Source organism: Archangium sp., from assembly GCF_036277355.1.
Lineage (GTDB): Bacteria > Myxococcota > Myxococcia > Myxococcales > Myxococcaceae > Archangium.
The window spans coordinates 103,592-124,585 of the sequence record NZ_DASUNC010000152.1 but is presented as its reverse complement, the minus strand read 5'-3'; the positions used below and the strand labels follow the sequence as shown (position 1 = coordinate 124,585).

Below are 20,994 nucleotides of genomic sequence, written 5' to 3'. Positions count from 1 at the left end.
TCAAGCGGCCACGCTCAGCACGAGCCGCTGCTCGGGCCATCGAGCACGACCATCCACCGCCACTCCAGGACACCGCCCGCTTCCATGAACTCCAGCAGGAAGGTGTGGTGCCGATCATCGAGGGGCTGGTTCGCGCTCCGCAGCACCTCGCCCGTGTCCGCGTCCTCGAGCCGAATCCACGCACCCCATCCCAGCTCGCTCCGCTCCTGAGGCGCCCAGGCGAACCACCGGCCCGCGATCACCAGCCGCCCATTGGCGACCCTCGGCGCCGCGAGCTCCGGCGGCCGGGGCCAGATGGGCGTGGGCTTGTCGGTGGGTGGCCGGGGCTCGGTGAGGGCCCGGTGTACGCCTGGATTCATCGTGAAGCGCGCCGTCCCCGATGGGAACGCCGCTGTGGCGCTCATCGCGAGCGCATCGAAGTGCTCGACGAGCCAGTGCTCCGTGTTCCGTCCCCAGAGCGTGCTCGAGCCCTCGTAGTGCTGTGCCTTGTACTCCCGCTCGGTGGTGAGGTAGCCGGCGTAGTCACCGCATACGGCCGTGACCATGACCTCACGAGCGCCCCGCGCGCGCATCACCTGGGCCAGCTCATGCGCCAGCCAGGAGGTCGGCTCTCCGGGACAGCCCATCAACCACACGTCGCCCACCTCCAGCAGCCGGAGGGGCAGGGTGTGCGGCTGGTACTTGAGGGACTCGCGGATCAGCCGCTCCAGGGCACGCGGAGGCGCCTCGGGCCACTGCGGATCCGTGTCTGGCAGCTCTTCCAGCCGCTCTCCCTCCTTGAAGAAGGGCACGCCCCCGCCCATCTCTGAGCCCCGGAGCGTGGGCGCGCCGACTAGGCTCCCAGCAGGGTGGGGCCCCAGCCCGCGAGCGACGATAGGAAGCCGGGCGTGATGTCCACCCGGGAGGCGCCCGCCTGGAGGACTCCCGTGGCGGGAATCGGCTCCGGGGGACGTCGCTGGACCTCCACCACCTGGGGAGGAAGGTTCATCAGCAGCGTGTCGTCTCGTCCCATGGTGACTCCACCCCCATGACACAAGAATGGAGAGGGGGGCTCCGGAGTGTGACGGCGCGCTTCCCAGGGCCCGGCTGCCTGTCACCCCTCTTCCCGGGTGGAAGAGGGGCGGGAGACACGCCAGCCCGGGTCACTCCTGGGTGACGTACAGGAAGGCCACGCACATCTCGTCGTTGGTGCCCTCGCCCCAGTTCAGATCGGACACGGGCGGGAGCGGAGCGCCATGGTGGGGCGTGAAGCCCGCGTTGTTCCAGTGGCACTCGAGGCGCAGCGAATCGCCAGGCGAGATGCGCGACGGCTGCTTCAGGTAGTGCACGCCCTGCCAGTGGAAGTTCCACTCGGGAATCTCCAGCAGGCAGGCCTTCTCCTTGTCCCCCTTCTCGACGGTGAGCACCGTCCGTGTCCCGCGCTGGTGCATGTGCAGCTGCGCGCCGTAGACGCTGAGGGGCGCGTTGGCGCGGATCTTCTGCTTGCTCGCGCGCGAGGCGAACTCCAGCGCGTCGTAGCTGAAGATGTGGACGGCGTCGCTCTCGCCCTGGGGGATGGACATGGCCCTGTCCCGGATCCACTGCGGATTGGTGAAGGGGAACAGGAAGGCCTCGTGCTCCACCGAGCCGTCCAGCTTCAGCAGCAGCTTCGACATGTCCGGGGAGGGCGGGGCGGACGACATGTTGTAGTGCAGTTGCATCACCAGCTTGGAGCCCGGCTGGACGCGGACGCCCGTGCCCGCGGGCAGATCCCTTCCCTCGCCACCGGGGGCCCATCCGCCGATCAGCGCGCCACGGCTGCCCTGACCCTGCGGGACACTCGGGGGATTGGGGCCTCCGGGACACGAGAACCCGGGACCCGGATCGGCCTCGTCCGCCTGGAGGTAGGCGTCCAGGTTCTCCGGCGGGACGGCCGCGAGGAGGACGTGGTGCACGAGCTCCGTCTTGCCCGGACGCACGCCGATTCCCGTGATGAACTTCTCCTCGGTCTCGGGCCAGTCGAGCATGAAGCAGCGGTACTCGTCGGGAGACTCCTGGGGCGTGTAGGGCTCGCTCATGGCCAGCTCGAGGTCCACCCGCGAGAGCTGCGCACGGTCCGAGGGCGTCTCCGCGGGAGCCTCGCTCGCATCGCCCAGGGGAGCGCCCGCGCGCACCCAGTCGCGGATGAGGGCGATCTGCTCGTCCGAGAGCGAGCGGTCATGTTCGTACTGGTTGCAATCCCGGTGGGCCGGCCAGGGTGGCATGCTGCGCTCGCAGACCGAGTGGAGGATGGCGCCCTTCATGGCCTGGACCTGCTCGGTCGTCGTCAGCGCGAAGGGCGCGATGCCTCCCTCCTCGTGGCACCCGGCACACTTCGCGTCGATCACCGGCTTCACGTCGCGGTACCAGGTCACCTCCCGCTGGGCGGTGCTGGTGTCGGCGCACACGTCCGGAAGGGCGGGCGAGGGCTCCCGTGGCTTCTCCGTGCAGGCGGAGAGCGCGAGGGCACCCAGCACGCTGGCGAGCCAGAGGGTGGTGCGGCGGAGCGGGGTGGAGGGGGGTGAATCGGTGGGTCGCATACGAGTCTCCTTGGGGATGCAGTCTCCCAGCGCTGCCACCGTACGGACGAATCCTTGAGAAAAGATGGAGACGGGGCGGAAGCCCCTCCGGGCGAAGTGCCGACTAACATCACGGCCCCTATGAAACGGGTGCTGATGGTCGAGGACGACCCGGTCATCGCCAGGACGCTCCAGCTCGGTCTGGCGTACCGCGGTTTCGAGGTGACTCCGTGCGAGACGGCGCGGGAGGGCTTGAGTGCCTTCGCGCGGCAGCGTTTCGATCTGGTGCTGCTCGACGTGGCCCTCCCCGATGGGACCGGGTACGACGTGTGCCGGAAGATCCGCGAGCGCGATGCGGAGGTGCCCGTCCTCATGCTCACGGCGCGGCTCGACGAGCAGTCCGCCGTGGACGGACTGGAGGCCGGTGCGGATGACTACCTGCGCAAGCCCTGTGGCTTGAACGAGCTCGTCGCGCGGATGATGCGGTTGGCGGAGCGGAGGGTCCGGAGTGAGGACGTGTTGGCGCTCGGTCCCTTGCGGATGAGCCTCCAGCAGCGCCAGGTCTGGGTGGGGGAGACGCCCGTGCACCTGGCCCGGCGTGAGTTCGACATCCTCGCGGTGCTCCTGCGCCGTCCGGGGGACGTCGTCCGCCGCCAGGAGATCCTCGATGGGCTCGGCGACGCGGGAGAGGTGTTCGACCGCACCATCGACTCACACATGAGCCACCTGCGGCGGAAGCTGCGCGAGGCGGGCCTGTCCGAGGTGCACATCGCTCCCGTCTACGGCGTGGGCTACCGCCTGGAGCGCAAGTGACGCGGTGGACCCTGGTGCGGCTGGTCCTGCTCGGCGCCGTCTGCGCGCTGGCCCTGGCGGCGCTGACCGTGCTGGTGCTCCGGACGCTGGGGGAGACCGCGAGCGCGGGGGCGGGCAGGACGGCCATCTTCCTCCTCGCGCGGATGCTCGAGCGTGGCACTCCCGCGCGCGCCCTCTCCCGTGACGAAGGTGCGGGTCTGGACGAGGCGGGGCTCCGGGCGGACTTGTGGGTGGTGTCCCCGGACGGCGCGGTGCTCGAGAGCAACACGTCCAACCCGCTCCCCTGGCCGTGGGAGCGGTTGCCTCAGCCCGAGCGCATCCACGAGGTGCGGGTCTCGTTCCGTCCCTTCGGCCTCGTGGCCGAGGAGGTCGTGACGCGGCTCGACACCCCGGAGCCCCGCTACCTCGTGGCCCGGTTCGAGCCGCGCGGCGCGTCGTGGCGGACGAGGACGCTTCGCGTGACGATTCCGGTGCTGGCCGCCGTCACCTCCGGCTTCCTGTCCCTGCTCTTCACCTTCGTGTACCTCCGGCGCAAGTCGAGGGAGGCGCGGGAGGTGCTCGCGCGCATGGAGCAGGGGGACCTGAAGGCCCGCTTCCGGGTGAAGCACTTCGACGAGGTCGGCAGCCTGATGCTCGACTTCAACCGGATGGCGACGGAGATCGAGCGGCTCGTCGCGCGCATCGAGGAGACGGAGCGCACGCGCGCGGCCCTGCTCCAGGAGCTGAGCCATGATCTCCGCACGCCCCTGATGAGCCTGCGCGCCTCGGCGGACACCCTGGTGCAGTGCGCCGGGGAGCTGTCGGAGGCGCACCGCCGCGAGCTGCTGGGCGTGCTCCAGTCGGAGCTGGCGTACTTCTCGAGCCTGCTGGAGGAGCTCTTCTTCATCGCGCGCATGGGCGAGCCCCGCTACAAGCGGACCACCGAGCGCATCGATCTGCGGGAGCTGCTGGGCGCGGAGCTCCAGGCGGCCCGGACCCAGGAGGCCACTTCTCCGCGGAGCCTGTCCTGGGTGCTCGAGCTGCCGGGGGAGGGGGAGAGCCTCGTCATGAGCGGGGATCCGCGCCTCATCCGGAGGCTGTTCCGCAACGCCCTGGACAACGCCGCGAGGTTCGCACGGGGCCGCGTGAGCGTCTCGGTGTCGGCCGGCGCGGAGGCGCTGTCGGTGCGCATCGTGGATGACGGGCCGGGGATGCCGGCCGAGCAGCTCGCCCGGTTCGGCGAGGTGCGCTCCCGCCGGACGGTGGTGGAGGAGGGCCCGGTGCTGCGCGTCTCACTGGGCCTGGGCTCCGTCATCATGCGCACCATCCTGGAGCTGCACCGCGGCTCCTGGCGCGTCGAGAGCCCGCCCCCCGGAGGTGAGCCCGCCTCCGGGGTGGCCCTGACGCTGGTGCTGCCGCGTGCCTAGAAGCGCGCCTGCAGCAGCGTGTTGAAGCCCAGCGCGTGGGGATCCTCGAAGCTGGGCTGCGCGACGCCGAAGACGTCGTCCCGGAACGTCGTCCGGTTGCGATCATAGGTGTAATAGACCTCGCCCACCGCGGAGACGCTGTCGGAGAGATCCCACCGGAAGGTGGCCTTGGCGGAGATGATCGGATCCGCGCGGCAGATGGCGTTGTCGTCGCCGCAGGTGGTGGGGAGGATGCTCAGCACGTTGACGTCACGCACCACCACGGTGCGCGTGCCCGTGAGGCCCGGCGGCGGGTTGTTGCCACCGAAGAGCGGATCCGGGCTGCGGAACGACGACGGCTGCTGCACGCCGAAGATGAAGCCCGGGGTGAAGTGCAGCGCGGGGAAGTGGTAGTCCGCGCCCACGGCGAAGAACATCTCCGGCTTCACCTCGGTGCCATCCGGGAAGTCGTTGAAGGGCGGCAGGCCGGGCACCTCGAACTGGATGAAGGACAGGTCGCGGTACAGGCCCAGCGCGTGGAAGCGCCAGTAGTTCCACTTGGCGCGCGCCTGCAGCGCCACCGCCTTCGCCTCCTGCGGCACCGTGCGGCCGAACACGTCCGGATCCGACAGCGTCTGCACCAGGTAGCTGCCCTCGAGCGACGCCGTGTACGACAGGCCGCCCGGGTACTGCTCCGGCGCGAAGAAGCGCTGGTACATGTCCGGATCGTTCTTGTAGAGCCGGAAGTCGATGCTGGTGCCGACCGGCACGCCCACGTGGTAGACGGCCTGCGCGGACACGCCCGCCGAGTTCACCGGCGCCTCGACACCCAGCGCGGCCAGACCCGGGACGATGCCCTTCTGGAAGTAGCCGCCGCCGGCCTCCAGGCGCAGCGTCTCGAGCACGTCCACGCCCGCGCCCGCCATGAAGCCGTAGAGCGTCTCCTGCTCCTTGATGAGATCGTTGAGCACCAGCGCCGTCTTGGCGCCCGCGTACGCGTACCACCGGTCCCGCGTGAGCTGGAGCCGGACGCCCGGCACGCCCGCCGCGGCGGCGCGGGTGGTGAAGATGCCGCTGCCACCCCAGGAGATGCGGTAGGCGTAGCCCAGGCGGAAGCGGTCCGCGGACACCGGGAAGCCGGTGAGCGACAGGCCCTCGTTCTCGCCCCAGCCCGAGGGCTTGTAGTGCAGGCGGATGTAGCTGGAGTTGTCCCGCAGGTCGATTCCGCCCGAGGGCCGCTCCAACATCAACACCGTGAGGGCCGCCTCGGTGGTGAGGCCCTCGAAGAAGGCCGGCATCCGCTTGTAGAGGACGATGTGGGACAGCGTCTCGAAGCCGGAGAACCGGGTGTTGAAGTTGTCGTAGAACTGGGTGTTCTGCAGACCGCCGCCAAACCGGGCCGAGGGGCTGTTGGGCGTCGTCTCGCCCGCATCGGCGAAGACGTTGTCGTCCGCGAAGGCGAACGACAGGCGGGTGTCGACGAAGTCTCCTGCCCATGCGGGCGCGGAGAGGGTCATCAGCCCGGTGAGGGCCAGGGTGCGCAGCGTTCTCAAATTCCCTCCAGGCGCGGCGTGGGGGCGCCGCTCCTTCCCAGCGCCCCGGGGAGCGGGGCGCTCACTTCTCTCAAGACACAGACAACGGCATCACGGACAAGGCTTGATGGGCCGCGGGCACTCCAGGCCGGGGCCAGGGTAGCAGCAGAGATCGTCCTGGTCGCGCGGCAGCACCATCCAGCGCGGCCGGGCGGCCTGCACCTGGCGCAGGTGGCCCACCACGTCGAAGGAGGCCCCGTGCAGGTAGCGGCACTGTCTGGCCGCGTCCGTGTCCTGGGTGGCCTCGGTGCCCTCGCTGCAGTCCACCTTCAGATCCGGCACGGCATCCTTCGTCAGCAGGAGCACGCGCGTATGGGTGTTGCGCGCCACGGAGCAGCGCGGCGCCGGGGACGTGGCCACCGGTTGCGCGGCCAGGAAGGCCGCGACGCTCTTTCCGGACTCCATGATGACGTCCTTGCGCGTCCTGGCCGGCAGCAGCTCGTCCGCCCTGGTGGCGGTGGCGGTCCCGTCGCCGAGCTTCACGTGGGTGTCCACGTCGCACCAGATGCTCACCGCGACGCCCGGCTCGTAGCCCGAGGAGAGCCGCTTGGACGAGGTGTCGGACACGAGCACGTCCTGCTGGCGGCTGGACAGCGTGTCATCCAGGCCGGCCTCGCGCGGTCCGGGACCGGCGAGCTCCACCACGAACTGGCCGAAGCTGGTGAACTGGGCCTTCTCGGAGCAGCGCAGGTTCTGGTACGCGCCGCCGCTGGTGGTGCAGTCGATGCTGCACTGGCGCTCCTCGGCGTCCGGATCCACCGCGGGAGGCGGGAAGGCGCAGCCGGCCCACGTCCACACGCCGTCCACCGTCGTCTCGCAGAACATGGGCACCTGCCCATCGCCGTTGAAGTCGCAGTTCTTGAAGACCTGCGGGAAGCGCACGCGGCGCAGCTTCACCAGGCCCGACTCCATGCTCTCCAGCTTCATGTTGCGCCGGTTCTGGCCGCACGTGGTGTCCGTCACGAAGGGCGCCAGCGTGTTGTCCAGGCCGCAGTGGCGCAGGGTGAGCTCCACCGGCGGGGCGAGCGCCAGGTACTTGTTCCACTGGTCCGGCGGCAGCTCACGCACGTGCTCGCGCACCGTCCACGAGGGGAAGGTGATCTGCGTGGTGGAGGTGAACTCCTGGATGGAGCCGGACAGCGTCCAGAGCAGATCTCCCGGATCCAGGCCCTCGGGGAAGCTGTAGTTGTAGACGAAGACGGAGTTGAAGGCGCCGGGCAGGTAGCCGCTCGGCTCGGGGACGCGCACCTGGGCGGCGGAGGTGACGTCCTCGCGCGCGGGGCAGGCGGTGATGTCGGTGACGAAGAAGCCCGAGGGATCCGTTCCCGTCACCAGCAGCGTGACGGGCTTGGCCGGCTCCGGATCCGGCAGGCCATCGCCGTTCAGGTCGCGGTCCGGGCAGTTCTGGTACTGCACCGAGCCGGACTCGGGGGCGCGGCCGACGGTGACGAACTGCCCCACGAAGGGCGAGGAGCGGTTGTCGTTGCCCTGGGGGGACTGGATGGCCTGGAGCGTGGGCTCCTGGAAGTACACGGTGTCCGAGGAGCCGGCGGCGTAGGTGCGGCCCGAGTCCGGCTCCTGGGGGAACTGCTTGGGATCCCCCATGCCCCCGTCGGTGTAGAAGCGGATGCCGCCATCGGTGTAGCGCAGCTCCATGGGCTCATCCATGGCCCAGACGCGCACCTCGCCGTAGACGTTGCGGGCGCGCACCTTGACGTCGCCGGTGCTGCGGCCGTTCCTGAGCGTCGTCCAGGCGTAGGAGTAGTCGTCGGACAGGTCGCCCGGCACCACCTTGAACGTCACCGGCCCGTTGAAGTCGAGCGCCTTGCCCGTCTTGTCCAGGGCGGTGATGTCCAGCAGCAACTCCACCGCGCCATTGGGGATGACGTAGCGGCAGTCCTTGGTGCCGCGCACCTTGGCCGGGACGTCCTCCGTCCGGGTGACGTTGTTGGCCTTGAGGCAGGAGGGCACCACGTCGAGCGGCAGGAGCGAGCCCACCGGGGAGATCTTCTGCACCACCACGCGGAACGAGCCCAGTTCCTGGGTTCCGGCCGACGGCACCTCATAGCAGCCGGTCAGGGAGGCCGCGGTCGCGGCCAGCAGGAGCCACTGCTTCTTCATTACTTGACCCTCCGGCCGATACGGTTGTCCTCGGCGGCGTTGGCGATGGGCATCTCGGTCGGGTTCTTGCAGAAGGTTTCCAGCTGCCGGGTGACGGAGCCGCACTCCTGGGCCCCGCCCAGCGCTTCACGGCAGTAGCAGCGTCCGGTGTACGGGCCCTGGGGCACGCTGCCCAGGCAGGTGGAGCGGATGAGCTCCGGCGTGAGGCCCTCCACGCCACAGCGCTCGGCGGCATCGGCCGGAGGCGGGAGCAGCTGCTCGCAGCTGCAGGTGCCCACTGTCTGGTTCTTCAGCGCCTCGGTCAGCGACGTCTTGTACGCCTTCGTCTGGGTGCAGAAGTTGATGAGCTGGTCGTCGATCTTCCACTCGCCGTTCACCCGCGTGCCGCAGTACTCGCCCGTCTTGGAGGTCCTCGGCTCCGGCTTGCCGGGGTCGAGGATGTCGTCGCAGGTGCAGAAGCCCTGCATGTAGCCGATGAGTGAGTCGCGCAGGGAGATGCCCGTCTCCTGGCGGGTGGTGTTGCGCCTGAGGACGCTGAAGCCCGAGCCGCCCTTGGCGATGTAGTCGTTGACGGCCACGCGGTACATGCCGTTGGGGTTGAGCGGGTTGCCGTTGATGACCACGTCCGTGGCGGGGCGCGCGTAGCAGCGCGAGCCGTCCTGGTCCTGGAGGCACTGCCAGGGCGCGTGGCCCTCGCGGCCCTCCTGCGGGCAGTCCAGGGTGTTGTTCTTGGGCTCGCAGGGGATGCGCAGGTCATTGAGCTGCACCTGGGCGCAGTCCATGGTGAAGCGCGCGCCGGAGATCTGCGCCTGGCTGACGCAGCCGCGCTCGGCGGAGCGCTCGGCGACGAAGTCGAGCATCTCCTGAATCTCCACGCCCGAGAGGTACATGATGTTGATGGTGTTCTCGAACGGGAAGACGTTGAACATGGACTCCTGGGAGACCACGCCCGCGTAGAGGTTGTCGCGGATGCCCAGCGAGTTGGTGAGCGCCATCTCCGCCTCGACGGCGCGGCGCTTGCGCATGGAGTCCGCGGCGATGTTGCCCAGCGGCGAGTCACCGCCCGTGGAGGTGTTGCGGCGGGCCACGTCGCGCGGCGCGTAGGAGAAGATGGACGTCAGCTGCATGTTGAAGTCCATGCCCAGCAGGAAGGGCTGCAGCAGATCCGTGGTCTCCCGGTCCTCCAGCTCCTGGCAGCGCGCCATGGCCTGGCGCACGCCCGGGGCGTTGATGAACTGGCCGGGGCTCCAGAAGTTCTCCTTGTAGTAGGCGCGCATGGCGTCGTCGCACCACAGGCCGTCCAGCGGGAAGACGCGGTAGTCGTGGCTGACGATCTCCGCGCCGTCGATGGTGCGCTCCTCGGCCTTGGGCACCTTCACCACCAGGTCCGCCCGGCCCACGTACTTGGCGAAGGCGCCCGAGTGGATCAGCGTCACCTTGCGGCCGCTCGGATCGCTGAGCTGCTGCGGCGGGTTGAGCACCACGTGCAGGTGGCCGCCGACGATGGCGTCCAGGCCGGACACGCCCGGGATGAACACCCGCACCACCGCCTTGGGGTTGCCCTCCTGGCTGGGGTCCGCGTACTCCATCAGCCGCCACTGGTCGTGATCGCGCTCCAGGTAGGGCCTGGCGCGCTCGTACTCGTAATAGGCCTCGTAGCCGCGGATGAGATCCTGGTCCTCGGTGAGGCCCAGGTGGCTGACCACCACGAGCAGATCCACCACCGGGCGCAGCATCTCCACATAGGCGCGCGCCGCCTCGTTCTGCTCCAGCGGGGTGGCCTGCAGCGAGTTGCCGCCCTCCACCAGCGAGTTGAGCGAGGAGATGTTGGCCATGCCGATGATGCCCACCTTCAGGCCCTGCACGTTGCGGATGACGTAGGGGACGGTGTTGAGCAGGGCCTGGGCGTTGCCGGGCTCGTTGGGGCTGTCCCAGTAGTAGTTGGCCGCCATCAGCGGGAAGGTGGCGAAGTCGCGCGTCTTCTCCACGAAGTTGAGCAGGCCGGCGTCGAACTCGTGGTTGCCGATCACCGCCGCGTCCAGGCGCATCCTGGACAGGAAGCTCATCTCCGCCTGGCCGTTGTTGAGGTTGAAGATGGGCGCGCCCTGGAAGCAGTCACCCGAGTCCAGGTGCAGCAGGCGGCTGGCGCGCTGGCGCTCGCGCTTGAGGATGGCGCCCATGCGCGTGGCCCCGCCGAAGGGGCCGGCCTCGGGGACGATGCCCAGGTCCGTGTCCGTCTTCAGCGGCGCGAAGTCGTACGGGATGAGGCGGGAGTGGATGTCCGAGGTGTGCAGCAGCGTCAGCCGCACCTCCTGACCACTGAGATCGAGGTCCTGCTCGCCCGTCATCACGGGCATGCACGAGGCGCACAGCAGGACGCAGAAGAGTCCGGACAGGAGGCTTCGCATTCGGGGGCGGATCCGGGGGGCTTGAAGAATTTGACCGCTAGACGACGGCGCAAGGTACGAGACAAACGGATGGTGGGCAAGCAACGCCCCTCCGTCAGGGCATTCCGGTAAGGGAGCAGGCATGCGTTCGAGCAGCCAGGCTGTTGTGACGGATATCGAGGTAATCGAGGATTTCTCGTCGACCGCGAAGTGTGACGAGGGTTTTCTGCGAGTGCGGCGGCTGCGGTGTCAGAACCGGCGCGCGGATGGGACGGCGTCCAAGGTGTACCGGGTGGACGTGGTGGATCGGCCGCGGCTGGATGCGGTCTCGGTGCTGGTGTACCGACGCGGCGCGTCGGGGCTGGAGGTGCTGACGCGGATGAACCTGCGGCCGGCGGCGTACTTCCGGCGGGGCAAGGAGATGACGGTGCCGGACGCGGCGTCGTACCTGCGGGTGGAGGAGATCGTCGCGGGGCTGCTGGAGCCGGAGGACAAGGGTGAGCAGGGCCTGCGGAACCGGGCGGCGGAGGAGGTGTTGGAGGAGGCGGGCTTCGAGGTGAAGCCCGAGGAGGTGCAGCTGTTGGGGGCGGGCTTCTTCGTGGCGCCGGGGATTCTGTCGGAGAAGATCTTCCCCACGGCGGTGGACGTGACGGGCAAGGAGCAGGGGACGCCGAAGGGGGACGGTTCACCCCTGGAGGAGGGCACGCACCTGCAGTGGAGGCCCCTCCGCGAGCTGCTGGCGATGTGCCGGCGCGGGGAGGTGCCGGACGCGAAGACGGAGCTGTCCATCCTGAGGTTGCTGGCCGAGCAGGCGTGATTCACGCGGGGTGGGGGCGGGTAAGGTTGTCGGGAGCGGTCCGGGCAGGTAGGGTGCCCGGCGCCATGCACGACGCTGCCCCCTCGTCCTCGTCGCCGCGGCCGGAGTATTCGCGGAAGTTCCGCCTCCGCCGCGCCCAGAACTGGCTCACGCTCGGAACCATGTACGCGGCCATGTACATGGGCCGCTACAACTTCTCCTTCGCCAACGCGACGCTGTCGCAGAAGTACGGCTGGAGCAAGGCGCAGGTGGGGGCGATCATCAGCGCGGCCACCCTCATCTATGGTCTGTCCGCCATCTTCAACGGGCCGCTGGCGGACCGCATTGGTGGCCGTAAGGCCATGCTGGTGGGCGCGGGCGGCGCGGTGGTGTTCAACCTCGCCTTCGGCCTGGGGGCGTACCTGGGCTTCCTGGGGACGGGGACGGTGCTGCTCGGCTACCTGGCCACGGTCTGGTCGCTGAACATGTACTTCCAGTCGTACTCGGCCCTGGCGCTCATCAAGGTGAACTCGGGCTGGTTCCACATCAGCGAGCGCGGCGTGTTCTCCGCCATCTTCGGCTCGATGATCCAGGGAGGCCGGGCGCTCATCTACTTCATCGGGCCGCTGCTGGTGCTGGCGCTGCCCTGGCAGTTCGTCTTCTTCGTGCCCGCGCTGGTGATGACGACGCTGGGCCTGCTCACCTTCCTGTGGGTGCGGGACGCGCCGGACGAGGCTGGCCTGCCCGCGCTGGACACGGCGGACGCCTCCAGCGGGTACACCGGCAAGGTGGACTTCAAGTACGTGGCGAAGGTGGTGTTCACCAACCCCGTCACGCTCACCATCGCGGTGGCCGAGTTCTGCACCGGCTTCGTGCGCCACGGCTTCGAGCAGTGGTTCCCGCGCTACATGATGGAGGCGCAGAAGCTGTCGCTCGACAGCCCCGTCTTCCAGAAGGGCGCCACGGGCGTGGTGCTCGCGGGCATCGCGGGCGCGTTCACCGCGGGGTTCATGTCCGACTTGCTCTTCAAGGCGCGCCGGCCGCCCGTGGCCTTCATCGGCTACGTGCTCCAGGTGGTGTGCATGGCCATCATCTGGAAGGCGCCGAGCATCGAGCTCGTCATCGCGGCCTTCGTGGTGAACTCCTTCTCCATCAGCATCGTGCACTCCATGCTGTCGGGCACCGCGTCCATGGACTTCGGCGGGAAGAAGGCCGCGGCCACGGCGGCGGGCATGTTCGACGGCATGCAGTACGTGGGCGGCTCCGTGGTGGGCGTGGGCATGGGGTGGATGTTGGATCACTTCGGCTGGGGCGCCTGGGGCCCGAGCATGATCGGCTTCTCGGCCGTGGGTGGCGTGCTCATGCTCACGCTGTGGAACGCCCGGCCCAAGGCGCACTCGGCCCAGCCGGCCGCGGCGGCGCAGGCTCCCGTGCCGCCCTCCAACGAGCAGGGGTCCTCCCGGACCGGCACCGGGGGCTGAGGAGGACCTCCGGACGGAGGCGGACCGATGCACGTCATCGCCCACAACGCGCTCAGCCTGTTGATCCTCCAGCTGGTGGTGATCATCGGCCTGTCGCGGTTGATCGGCAGCGGGGCGCGGTGGCTGGGCCAGCCCATGGTCATCGCCGAGGTGCTCGCGGGCATCCTGCTGGGCCCCTCGCTGTTGGGGTGGCTGGCGCCGGGGGTGATGGGCGCGCTGTTCCCGGCCGACGCCATGCCGGTGCTGAGGATGCTGAGCCAGCTGGGGCCCATCCTCTTCATGTTCCTCATCGGGCTGGAGCTGGATCCACGGGTGCTCCGGGGGCAGGGCCGGGCCTCGCTGTTCATCAGCCACACGAGCATCCTCGTGCCCTTCGCGCTCGGGGCGCTGGCGGCGCTGGTGCTCCATCCGCGCCTGTCCGACCCGTCGGTGCCGTTCTTCTCGTTCGTGCTCTTCATGGGCGCGGCGATGAGCGTCACGGCCTTCGCGGTGCTGGCGCGCATCCTCTCCGAGCACGGGTTGTTGCGCTCGAAGGTGGGGATGCTCGCGCTCACCTGCGCGGCGGTGGATGACGTGACGGCGTGGTGCCTGCTGGCCTTCGTCGTGTCGCTCGTGCGGGCCTCGGACCTGCAGCACGCGGGGCTCACCACGGTGCTCGCGCTGCTCTACGTCGGCTTCATGCTGGGGCTGGTGCGGCCCTTCCTCGAGCGGCTGGGCGCGCGCGTGGCGAACAAGGAGGGCCTCACGCAGAACGTGGTGGCCTCCACCTTGATGATGTTGCTGGCGTCCGCGTGGGCCACGGAGCGCATCGGCATCCATGCCCTCTTCGGCGCCTTCCTCTTCGGCCTCATCATCCCGAAGCAGGGCGGGCTGGCCGAGGCGCTGGCCGAGAAGCTGGAAGACGTGGTGGTGGTGATGATCCTCCCCGTCTTCTTCGCCTACAGCGGGCTGCGGACCCAGGTGGGGTTGTTGGAGGGGGCCTCGGACTGGGCCCTGTGCGGCCTCATCCTGCTGGTGGCCTGCGTGGGCAAGTTCGGTGGCACCACGCTGGCGGCGCGCCTCACCGGCATGCGTTGGCGCGAGGCCGGGGCCCTGGGCATCCTGCTGAACACGCGCGGGTTGATCGAGCTCATCGTCCTCAACATCGGCCTGGACCTGGGCGTCATCTCCCCCAAGCTCTTCACCATGATGGTGATCATGGCGCTGGTGACCGCCCTGATGACCTCGCCGCTCCTGCGGTGGGTGTACCCGCCCGAGGAGGTGGCTCGGGATCGGGTGCCGCTCGTCCCCTTCATTCCCCCGGCGGAGCAGGCCCCCTTCACCGTGTTGATGTGCGTGTCCGAGGGGGAGACTGGAACCGGCATGGCGGTGCTGGGGCGCGCGCTCACGGGGAGCCCGGGCGAGTCCTTTCAGTTCTACGCCCTGCACCTCGTCCCGCCCGGGAGCGAGCAGGAGCGCGGGGGAGGCGATGCCCTGGTTCCGCTGGTGGAGCGTGCCAGCGGCCTGGGCCTGCAGGTGCGCCCGCTCTCCTTCGTCTCGGCCGAGCCGGCGCTGGACATCTGCCGCACCGCCGAGGCCAAGCAGGCCGATCTCATCGTCCTCGGTGGGCACGCGCCGCTCGCCGGCCGGACGCCGCGGGGCGGCACCGTGCACGAGGTGATGCGGGAGGCGGGCGCTGGCGTGGCGGTGTTGGTGGACCGGGGACTGGAGCAGGTGCGCCGGGTGCTGGTTCCCCTCCATGGCGGCGAGGAAGGGCGGATGGCGCTCACCCTGGCTAGGCGCCTGATGCGCTCCTCGGGAGCGGAGGTGACGGTGCTGCGGGTGTCCGGGCCGGGGCGTGACCCGCGGGAGGTTCGCTCCCGGGCGCTGGTGGACGAGCTCTTCCCGGCGGGCTCCGGGCGGGTGCACTTCAAGACGGTCTCCCACGCATCGCCCGAAGAGGTTGTCCTGGAAGAGGCGCGGCGCGGGTATGATTTGATGGTGGTGGGCATGGGGGCCGGCTGGGGAGGGCAGGACAGGGAAGTGCCCACGTCACTGCTGGTGGTCCACGACCCGGCTCGTGGCACCCTCGCCCATGAGGCGGGAGACGCGCACGGCGCGGCTCCGGTTCTCGCCTCCGCATCCTGAGTCAGACGCCATGCACGTGGGAGCGACCATCCGACTGCTGCGAGTGGACGCGGGGCTGAGCCTGCGCGACCTCGCGCGTCGTATCGGCGTGTCCAGTGCCTACCTCAGCCGGGTGGAGAACGGCCTGGACGCGGTGCCCACGCCGGAGCGGCTGTCCGCCATCGCCCGCGAGCTGGACGTGCCCCCCACGCTGTTGATGGACGCGGCGCACCGGGTGAGCCCCTTCGTGGCCCACTACCTGGAGCAGGTTCCGGGGGCGAGCATGCTCTTCCTGGAGCTGGCGCGGCGCAATCTCTCGGGCCCGCAGCTCGCCCGTGTGCGCGAGTTCCTCGACACGGAGTTCCCCGTGCGAGCCTCCGGACAGGAGACGCCCATCCCCGCGCTGGCCCCGTTGCTGGCTCCGGAGCGGATGGTGCTGCGCCTCACCTGCACCGCGCTGGAGGACGCGCTGGACGTGGCCGCGGGGCGGCTCGCGGCGGCCTGCCCCGGGGTGAGCGCGCTCCGGCTGGTGACGGAGCTGAAGCGGCGCGAGGCGGAGGCCTCCAGCATGGTGGGGAGCGGAGTCGTCGTGCCCCATGCCTTCCTCGAGCACACCACGCCCCTGGCCGCCCTGGTGACGCTGGCCAAGCCCCTCCCGGCCGAGACGCCGGATCGCGTGCCCCTCCAGCTGCTGGTGGTGCTCGTGGGCGGGGAGCTTGGGCGTACGCACCTGATGCGGCTGGCCCACGTGGCCCGGCTGGCCAGTCATGGGCTGGCGGAGCGGCTCGCCAACGAGGACCAGCCCCAGCGGGTACTGGCCCACCTCACGGAGCTGGAAGCCCTGCGCTGAACGAGCCCCGGCTTCCGGCCGCGCGGCGGACCAACTGGTCCGACAGTCGGACCAGTTGCTCCCGGTCGTGCCCGGAGCCTCCTGCTCAGGATACCGTGTTGCCCGCGGTGAGTGCTCCGGCCGTCTCCGGCTCGGCGGTCGCTTCAGCGGCGGTCGCCGGGGCCGGGTGCCGCACGACCAGCAGCGAGGTGGGCGCGTCACCAATCAACCGCTGACGGTGCAGGCCGAAGAGGCTGTCCTCCAGACCCCACTCGGAGCCCACGCCCACCACCACCAGGTCATACCCGCGCCGCGCCTCCTCGAGGGCCGCGTCCTCGGGCGACTCGTGGGACACCACCTGGAAGTGCACCCGCCCGGAGCCCTCCGGGAAGAGCTCATCGACGAGAGGGCGTGCCCCCGAGTGCCCGGGCGTGCCGTCGGACTGGGTGACGTGCAGGATGGTGATCTCCGCGGAGGCGTGCTGGAGCAGCCGCCGGGCCAGGCCGAGCGCCGCCCGGTCATGCGTGCTGCCGATGAAGGGCACCAGCACCCGGCGCACGTTCTCCAGGCCCCGGTCCACGAGCACGGCCACGCCGGTGCTCGCCGCCTGCATCACCTCGTGGACGGTGCCGCCCAGCAGGGTTCGGCTGAAGAGGGGCTTGTGCCAGCCGAGGAGGATGAGGTCGGCCTGCTTGGCCTCGGCGGTGCGGCAGATGTCCGGCCCGGGCTCGGTGGAGACGAAAGAGAGCGGACGCACCTGAAGCCCCAGGCCGTTGGCGCGCCCGAGCAGCGGCGCGAGGCTGTCGCCGCTGGCCTTCTCGGGGTCGTGGCGCAGGTGGAAGGAGGCCCGCTCGGTGGGGCGGATGAGGTGCAGGGCGAAGAGCCGCGAGGGCTCCTGGGGAGCTCCGGTGAGCGCGCGTCCCAGCGTCACCATGCCGGCTCCGCTCTGGCCGTGGGACACGCACATCATCACGGTGTAGGGCGGCGCCTCCACCGGCTCCGCCTCCACGGGGGCGGACACCTGGTCCTTGATCATCTCCTCGGGGGGGTAGATCCACCGCAGCAGCGGCGTCGTCATGAACGTGGTCACCAGCGCCATCACCACCATCATGGTGAAGAGGGTGGGGGAGATGACGCCCAGGTCCAGGCCAATGTTGAGCACGATGAGCTCCATCAACCCACGGGTGTTCATGAGGATTCCGAGCGCTCCCGCCTCGCGCCAGCGCATGCCGGTGAGACGTGCCGCCACCGCGCTGCCGCCGAACTTGCCCAGGCAGGCCAGGAGGATGATGAGGCCGCACATCACCCAGTGGTCGCCGGTGGACAGCAGGCCGATCTGCGTGCGCAGGCCGCTGAAGGCGAAGAAGAGGGGCAGCAGCAGCACCACCGCCACGTCCTCCAGCTTCTCGGCCAGCGCCTGGGCCAGTCCGCCCTCCTTGGGGATGACCGCGCCCATCATGAAGGCGCCGAAGAGGGCGTGGATGCCGATGAGCTCCGTGGCCCACGCGGACGCCAGCAACATCATCAGCGTCAGGGCGACGCCGTTCTGGTTGAGGCCCTCCTTGTTCGCCACGCGCGCGCCCAGCCGCGCCAGGAAGGGCCGCACCACCACCAGCATGAAGGCGATGTAGAGCATCGCGAGCACCGTGGTGAGCCCCGCGTGCATCAGGTCCGAGGCGCGCACGATGGAGACGACGAAGGCCAGCAGGCACCACGCCGTCACGTCATCCACCGCCGCGCAGGTGATGGTCATGGCTCCCACGCGCGAGCTCATCAGCCGCCGCTCGGTGAGGATGCGCGCCAGCACCGGGAAGGCGGTGATGCTCATGGCCACGCCCATGAAGAGCACGAACGAGGAGAACGGCACGGACGGCTCGCTCAGCTTCGGGTAGAGCCACAGCGCCGCCCCCGCGCCCAGTCCGAAGGGCACGAGGATGCTGGTGTGGCTGATGACCACCGAGGCATGTCCCCGGCCCTTGAGCAGCTTGGGGTCCAGCTCCAGGCCGATGAGGAACATGAAGAGGATGAGCCCCACCTGGCTCAGCATCTTCAGCACCGGCATGGAGTGGGCGGGGAACAGCCACTCCAGGGTCCCCGGGGCCAACCACCCCAGCAGCGAGGGCCCCAGCAGGATGCCCGCGAGCACCTCGGCGATGACCAGTGGCTGGCCGAGCCACCGCGCCCCCCGCCCGATGAGCCGGGAAACCCCAATGATGACGAGGAATTGCACGATCAGCAGGGTGAGTGCGTTGTGTGCCAGAGCGTGCATGCTTCCTCCTGGGCTTGCGTGATAAGTAAGCACTTAGCAGCCGAAGTCTCGGGGCGTCAATGCGGGGAGGTGCGCGCTCTCCTCACATCCGGAAGCCGCGGGGCTCGAGCCATGGGTAGGCGAAACGATGAACGACCTGTCAGGTGACCCCAGGGCTCGGACCCCGCATCGCGAGGCCTGTTCCTCCGTGGAGCTCCAACGAATTGCCTCGGGAAATGCCGACGTTCACCAGCAACGGGGTGTGACCTGGGGGCCACTGTCGTGTGACAGGCCTGTCACCTAGACTGCGTGCGTGTCCCAGGCTCCTGCCCCGCTGTTACAGAACCGGCTCGACGTTCATGACCGGAAGCAATTCGAGATCAAGCTCGAGTACCAGCCCTCCGGGGCGGACGACGAGACGCGCTATCTCGTGGAGACGTACGTCTTCCTGCCGGCGAGTCTGAACATCGACGCGGAGACGTACCCGCGGGCGGCCTTCTACGCGGACATCCACAACTACATCCGCTTCAAGACGCCGGTGATGACGCTCGAGGAGCTGCTGGCCTCGGACGTGGCGCCGCTGGCGCGGTTGGAGGCGGGACTGCTCACGGGGCTCGTCAGCGAGGCGGAGCTCGTCTATCAGGCCAAGCTCCTGTCCTGCATCTTCCGGGGAGCGCTGCGGCGCTTCGCCAACGGCGTGGACGAGCAGTGCGAGGGCATGGCGCGCATCCCGTCCGAGGGGGCGTGCGCGCGGCTGGAGAGCGATGCGCGGGCGGTGACGGCGGGAGCGAGGCGGGTGCTGGAGCGCTTCCGCGTGTGGGCGCGCTCGGCCAACCGCTACCGGCTGCAGGAGAAGACGCGCGCCTCCATCCGCCTGGTGGACGAGTACCTGAGCCTCACGGTGGAGCAGTTCTTCCGCAAGGCCGTGGCGGACATGGACGCGCTGCCGCGCTCGGGCGTGTACATCGAGCTGCGCAAGGACCTGATGGACGAGGTGCTGCGCGAGGAGCAGTACCGCAAGGATCACCAGCTGCGCTCGGTGATCAGCCCCACCGGTGACAACGAGGAGTACATGCACCGGTTCGGGTTCCTGAAGAAGTTCTGCATGAACATCCTCTTCCTGTCGGCGCGGCGGGCGCAGCGGCGCCAGGGCTGGGAGGAGGTGCTGTTCGCGCTGGCGGCGGGCGTGGCGATGACGTTCGCCACGGCGGTGGCCTTCTGGGCGCAGGTCCGCTACACGCAGGCGAGCCTCAACTTCTTCCTCATCATGGTGGTGGGCTACATGATGAAGGACCGCATCAAGGAGGGCATGCGCCGCATCTTCAGCCAGGTGGCGGCGCGGCACCTCTTCGACCGGACGGCGCACATCGTGGACCCGGTGACGGAGCGGAGCCTGGGCACCTGCGAGGAGAAGGTGGACTACGGCCGCGCGGTGCGGGTGCCCGAGGAGGTGATGGCGTTGCGCTTCCGGGACGACTTCATCACCGCCACCCAGGGCGAGCTGTCCGAGACGGTGCTGCGCTACCAGAAGCAGGTGGTGCTGGACGTGGACCTGCTGCCGCGCACCGAGCGGGGCGTGAGTGGGATCACCGACATCATCCGGCTCAACGTGGAGCGCTTCCTGCGCGACATGGACGAGCCCGAGTACGCGCTGGAGTACGTGGACCTGGAGGACTTCTCGGTGGGGCGGGTGCGCGGGGCCAAGAGCTACCAGGTGGACCTGGCCTTCCGCTTCTTCGTCCAGGAGGCGGGGCAGGAGCGGGTGTCGCTGCAACTGGTGCGGCTGGTGATGGACCGCAACGGCATCAAGCGGATGCTGCGGCTCTACCCGGAGCAGCCCCCCCGGCCCGAGCAGCCCATGCGCTCGGCCGCCTGAGTGGCGGATTTCCGCGTGGTCCGGACGCCGGGTGCCCTATAGAAAGGGCCATGGCTTTCGATCTCAGAACCCGCGTCCGGGAGGGCTGGCAGGACACGCTGCGCGGCATCCTGGAGCAGGCGCGCTCGCTCGGCTCCCAGGCGGTGCTGGCCTTCGACCTGGACTCCACGCTCTTCGACAACCTCCCCCGGCAGGCGCGCATCCTCCGGGAGTTCGGCCAGGCCCGGGCGGTGGAGAAGCTGGGGGTGTGCGAGCCGCGCCACTGGGACAGCGGCTTCGACATGAAGGGGGCCATGCTCAACTGCGGCCTGTCGGCGGAGGAGGTGGACACCCACTTCCACGCGGCCCGGGACTTCTGGCTGGAGCGCTTCTTCACCAGCGAGTACTGCGTGGACGACGTGGCCATCCAGGGCGCGGCGGCCTTCACCCACGCGGTGGCGGCCACCGGGGCCCACCTGGCCTACGTCACCGGCCGCCACGAGGGCATGCGGGCGGGCACCGTGGAGTGCATGCGCCGCAACGGCCTGGCCGTGCCCGGCGAGGGACGCATCCACCTGCTGATGAAGCCGGCCATGCAGGACAACGATGACGAGTTCAAGCGCATCGCCCATGCCCGCCTGGGCGAGCTGGGGACGGTGATCGCCGCCTTCGACAACGAGCCCACCCACGCCAACGACTACCTGCGCCGCTTCCCGGGGGCCCAGGTCGTCCACCTGGCGACCGACCACTCGGGCCGGCCGGTGACGCTCCTCGACGAAATCGTGTCGGTGCCGCACTTCTCACACGAGCCGTGACGCAATGCGCCTAAAGGGGGTCCGCAGGA

The 20,994-nt window shown here is 69.6% G+C and carries 15 protein-coding genes; 8 read left to right on the top strand and 7 right to left on the bottom strand.

All coding sequences use genetic code 11. The features are described 5' to 3' along the window. Positions 1-14 precede the first annotated feature (14 nt). The 3 genes from VFZ09_RS38070 to VFZ09_RS38060 all read right to left on the bottom strand — a co-directional run bounded on the left by VFZ09_RS38070 (position 15) and on the right by VFZ09_RS38060 (position 2,558). Positions 15-791 (bottom strand): neutral/alkaline non-lysosomal ceramidase N-terminal domain-containing protein, encoded by a 777-nt coding sequence (locus VFZ09_RS38070; protein WP_329732682.1) that lies wholly within the window; start codon positions 789-791, stop codon positions 15-17. Between the two features lie 41 nt (positions 792-832). Beyond that, entirely contained in the window at positions 833-1,012 is a 180-nt protein-coding gene (locus VFZ09_RS38065) for a hypothetical protein (RefSeq protein WP_329732681.1), read from the bottom strand. 130 nt (positions 1,013-1,142) lie between these two features. Continuing rightward, a complete protein-coding gene (locus VFZ09_RS38060) occupies positions 1,143-2,558 on the bottom strand; it encodes a hypothetical protein (RefSeq protein ID WP_329732680.1) in 1,416 nt (471 codons plus the stop codon). A 135-nt stretch (positions 2,559-2,693) separates the two neighbouring features. On the opposite strand from VFZ09_RS38060, the gene VFZ09_RS38055 reads away from it, so the two are divergent. After that, complete coding sequence (locus VFZ09_RS38055; protein ID WP_329732679.1) at positions 2,694-3,350, top strand: response regulator transcription factor; 657 nt, start codon at positions 2,694-2,696, stop codon at positions 3,348-3,350. Beyond that, positions 3,347-4,756, top strand: coding sequence for a HAMP domain-containing sensor histidine kinase (locus VFZ09_RS38050; RefSeq protein ID WP_329732678.1), 1,410 nt, complete (start codon positions 3,347-3,349; stop codon positions 4,754-4,756). The genes VFZ09_RS38055 and VFZ09_RS38050 overlap by 4 nt, the downstream gene beginning before the upstream one ends. Here the strand turns inward: VFZ09_RS38050 and VFZ09_RS38045 are convergent. The 3 genes from VFZ09_RS38045 to VFZ09_RS38035 form a co-directional block, all read right to left on the bottom strand. After that, the gene (locus tag VFZ09_RS38045) at positions 4,753-6,288 is read right to left on the bottom strand and encodes a hypothetical protein (RefSeq protein WP_329732677.1); all 1,536 of its coding nucleotides are present in this window, start codon (positions 6,286-6,288) and stop codon (positions 4,753-4,755) included. The genes VFZ09_RS38050 and VFZ09_RS38045 overlap by 4 nt on opposite strands. A gap of 90 nt (positions 6,289-6,378) precedes the next feature. Next, a complete protein-coding gene (locus VFZ09_RS38040) occupies positions 6,379-8,448 on the bottom strand; it encodes a hypothetical protein (RefSeq protein WP_329732676.1) in 2,070 nt (689 codons plus the stop codon). After that, a complete protein-coding gene (locus VFZ09_RS38035; RefSeq protein ID WP_329732675.1) occupies positions 8,448-10,856 on the bottom strand; it encodes a bifunctional UDP-sugar hydrolase/5'-nucleotidase in 2,409 nt (802 codons plus the stop codon). Before VFZ09_RS38035 ends, VFZ09_RS38040 begins: the two co-directional genes overlap by 1 nt. A 121-nt stretch (positions 10,857-10,977) precedes the next feature. Between VFZ09_RS38035 and VFZ09_RS38030 the strand changes: the two genes are divergently transcribed. The 4 genes from VFZ09_RS38030 (at position 10,978) to VFZ09_RS38015 (ending at position 16,068) form a co-directional block, all read left to right on the top strand. After that, positions 10,978-11,652, top strand: a complete 675-nt coding sequence (locus VFZ09_RS38030) for an NUDIX hydrolase (RefSeq protein WP_329732674.1) — start codon at positions 10,978-10,980, stop codon at positions 11,650-11,652. 65 nt (positions 11,653-11,717) lie between these two features. Beyond that, on the top strand, positions 11,718-13,112 hold the full coding sequence (locus VFZ09_RS38025; protein ID WP_329732673.1) for an MFS transporter: 1,395 nt from the start codon (positions 11,718-11,720) through the stop codon (positions 13,110-13,112). Between the two features lie 27 nt (positions 13,113-13,139). Next, positions 13,140-15,239 (top strand): cation:proton antiporter, encoded by a 2,100-nt coding sequence (locus VFZ09_RS38020; protein WP_329732672.1) that lies wholly within the window; start codon positions 13,140-13,142, stop codon positions 15,237-15,239. 10 nt (positions 15,240-15,249) lie between these two features. Continuing rightward, a complete protein-coding gene (locus tag VFZ09_RS38015; RefSeq protein WP_329732671.1) occupies positions 15,250-16,068 on the top strand; it encodes a helix-turn-helix domain-containing protein in 819 nt (272 codons plus the stop codon). Between the two features lie 85 nt (positions 16,069-16,153). On the opposite strand, the gene VFZ09_RS38010 is transcribed toward VFZ09_RS38015, so the two are convergent. After that, positions 16,154-18,316 carry a cation:proton antiporter gene (locus tag VFZ09_RS38010; RefSeq protein ID WP_329732670.1) on the bottom strand — a complete coding sequence of 721 codons (2,163 nt, stop codon included), beginning with the start codon at positions 18,314-18,316 and terminating at the stop codon, positions 16,154-16,156. 292 nt (positions 18,317-18,608) lie between these two features. Between VFZ09_RS38010 and VFZ09_RS38005 the strand changes: the two genes are divergently transcribed. After that, the gene (locus VFZ09_RS38005; protein WP_329732669.1) at positions 18,609-20,171 is read left to right on the top strand and encodes a hypothetical protein; all 1,563 of its coding nucleotides are present in this window, start codon (positions 18,609-18,611) and stop codon (positions 20,169-20,171) included. Between the two features lie 50 nt (positions 20,172-20,221). After that, complete coding sequence (locus tag VFZ09_RS38000; protein WP_329732668.1) at positions 20,222-20,965, top strand: hypothetical protein; 744 nt, start codon at positions 20,222-20,224, stop codon at positions 20,963-20,965. Positions 20,966-20,994: the final 29 nt, after the last annotated feature.

Bases quoted from the DNA above. Each gene is read 5' to 3' on its own strand.
- VFZ09_RS38010 (WP_329732670.1), bottom strand. From the start codon at position 18,316: ATGCACGCTCTGGCACACAACGCACTCACCCTGCTGATCGTGCAATTC.
- VFZ09_RS38025 (WP_329732673.1), top strand. From the start codon at position 11,718: ATGCACGACGCTGCCCCCTCGTCCTCGTCGCCGCGGCCGGAGTATTCG.
- VFZ09_RS38065 (WP_329732681.1), bottom strand. From the start codon at position 1,012: ATGGGACGAGACGACACGCTGCTGATGAACCTTCCTCCCCAGGTGGTG.
- VFZ09_RS38055 (WP_329732679.1), top strand. From the start codon at position 2,694: ATGGTCGAGGACGACCCGGTCATCGCCAGGACGCTCCAGCTCGGTCTG.
- VFZ09_RS38015 (WP_329732671.1), top strand. From the start codon at position 15,250: ATGCACGTGGGAGCGACCATCCGACTGCTGCGAGTGGACGCGGGGCTG.
- VFZ09_RS38035 (WP_329732675.1), bottom strand. From the start codon at position 10,856: ATGCGAAGCCTCCTGTCCGGACTCTTCTGCGTCCTGCTGTGCGCCTCG.
- VFZ09_RS38030 (WP_329732674.1), top strand. From the start codon at position 10,978: ATGCGTTCGAGCAGCCAGGCTGTTGTGACGGATATCGAGGTAATCGAG.
- VFZ09_RS38040 (WP_329732676.1), bottom strand. From the start codon at position 8,448: ATGAAGAAGCAGTGGCTCCTGCTGGCCGCGACCGCGGCCTCCCTGACC.
- VFZ09_RS38000 (WP_329732668.1), top strand. From the start codon at position 20,222: ATGGCTTTCGATCTCAGAACCCGCGTCCGGGAGGGCTGGCAGGACACG.
- VFZ09_RS38020 (WP_329732672.1), top strand. From the start codon at position 13,140: ATGCACGTCATCGCCCACAACGCGCTCAGCCTGTTGATCCTCCAGCTG.
- VFZ09_RS38060 (WP_329732680.1), bottom strand. From the start codon at position 2,558: ATGCGACCCACCGATTCACCCCCCTCCACCCCGCTCCGCCGCACCACC.